Origin of the sequence: Micromonospora sp. M51 (genome assembly GCF_018070305.1) — a bacterium.
Taxonomy (GTDB): Bacteria; Actinomycetota; Actinomycetes; order Mycobacteriales; family Micromonosporaceae; genus Micromonospora; species Micromonospora parva.
On sequence record NZ_JAGPXZ010001038.1, the window covers coordinates 1 to 1664 of the forward strand.

General features: G+C 74.7%; 1 protein-coding gene and 1 pseudogene. One reads left to right on the forward strand and one right to left on the reverse strand.

Annotated features, from left to right (window positions below; all coding sequences use genetic code 11):
• A pseudogene (locus tag KBX53_RS32210) lies at positions 1 to 981 on the reverse strand (hypothetical protein); the annotation flags it as partial.
• A 122-nt stretch (positions 982 to 1103) separates the two neighbouring features.
• On the opposite strand from KBX53_RS32210, the gene KBX53_RS32215 reads away from it, so the two are divergent.
• Positions 1104 to 1664: PASTA domain-containing protein (locus KBX53_RS32215; RefSeq protein WP_210863609.1), on the forward strand; the 561-nt coding region annotated here is incomplete at its 3' end.

Consider the following 1664-nt stretch of genomic DNA (forward strand, 5'->3'; position numbering starts at 1 on the left):
CAGCTGGGTGGAGAGCTGCGCGGGGCCGAGCGTGGACCAGTGCGGCAGTGTGGTCAGGTAGGCGAGTGCGACGAGCATCGGACCGGCCGCGCCGGAGGCCGCCGCACCCACCCGGTGCCCACCCGAGCGGGCGGACCGACGGGCGGCCAGCACCCCGATCAGCAGCGCGGGCACCAGGGCCAGCAGGGCGCCCGGCCAGTAGATCTGCCCCCCGATCCAGTACCGGGCGTGGTCCGGGTCGAACTGCCAGGTGCCGAGTTGCGCGCCGGTCAGCCCTCGTCCGACGCGTACCCCGTCGATCACCGAGATCACCGCGAGCAGCCAGAGCCAGGCTGCCGTCGCTGTCACGTTGACGGCGGCGGCTCGGGAGCGCAGCGCCCAGATCGCGACGAGGACGCCGATCAGGATGCCCAGTGTTGCCTGAACGGCGGCCGTCCGTTGCGGTGCGCCGGTGTCCGCGCCGGTCGCGACCCGCGCGGGTACGGCGATCAACAGCACCGTGACCAGCCCGCCCAACCCGGCACCGAGCGCCAGGGCCACCCGCCGCAGCAGGCCCCCGCGGTCGTGCTCCGGCGACTCGGCCACCGGCGGTGGTGTGCTCGTCACCCCGGCCGGGGCGGCCCCGGCTGTCGGTGGACGCGGGTCGACCGGGGGCTCGTGTTCCGGCTCTCGGTCACCGGGCGGCGTGCCGTCGTGGCGGTCCGCATCGTCGGTAGCGGTCTGCGCAGAGATCGCGGTCTTCGCCGGAGCGGTGCGTTGGTGGAGCCGCTGCGCGCAGACCGCGCCGAGGACCGTCGAGCTGGCGGCGAGCCAGGTCGCCCAGGCGAGCCCGTCCGCCCAGGCGGTGTCGGTAGCAGCGGCATCGGTGGGCGTCCAGGTGATGACGCCGAGCCCGTAGCCGAAGCCCAGTTGTGCGGCACCCGCGCCGGCAGCGACCCCGATCGCCGTCGCGATCGACACTCCCCAGCCCTGTCTGGCCATGCCGGGCAGCGTAACGTCCCGTCGTCGGCGCGGCGAGTCGCAACGACCCGCCGGTGTGGGACGCCGGCGCGGCGGATTGGGCGGCGGGCGGTACGGTCGCCGGTGATGAGGCGGTGGGCGTTATGACGGACACGAACCCGGGTCGGCAGAATGCCGCCGGTGGCGGTGCGGGCCGGGCCAGCGTCGTGCTCGGTGGCGGGTTGGCGGCGGTGCTGCTCGCCGCGGTCGGTGCGACAGGTGGCTGGTTGCTGGCCGGCGAGGACGAGACACCCTCCGGTGATCCGCTGGCCGTTGCGACCACGTCGGGTGCGCCGACCGGCCGGACCACCGCACCGCGACCGAGCAGCGGACGGCCGACACCGTCGGCGGTCCAGACCTCCGCCACTGCGACCAAGGGTGCCGGTCTGACCGTGCCCCCGGTGATCGGCGCCGACTTCGAGCAGGCCCGGGAGACGCTGCGCAAGCAGCGGTTGGGTTGGCGGTTGGTCTTCGGTGGCGGCGTCGGTCGTACGGTCGAGAGCACCACACCGGAGGTGGGCACCGAGGTTGCCCGGGGGACGACAGTGCAACTACAGGTCGCCGGGCCGGCGCCGGCCGCCGAGGTGCCGGACGTGGTCGGCGAGAGCTGCGCGGACGCCGCCGACGAGTTGGTCGACGAGGGCCTGTACCCCCGCTACGTCACC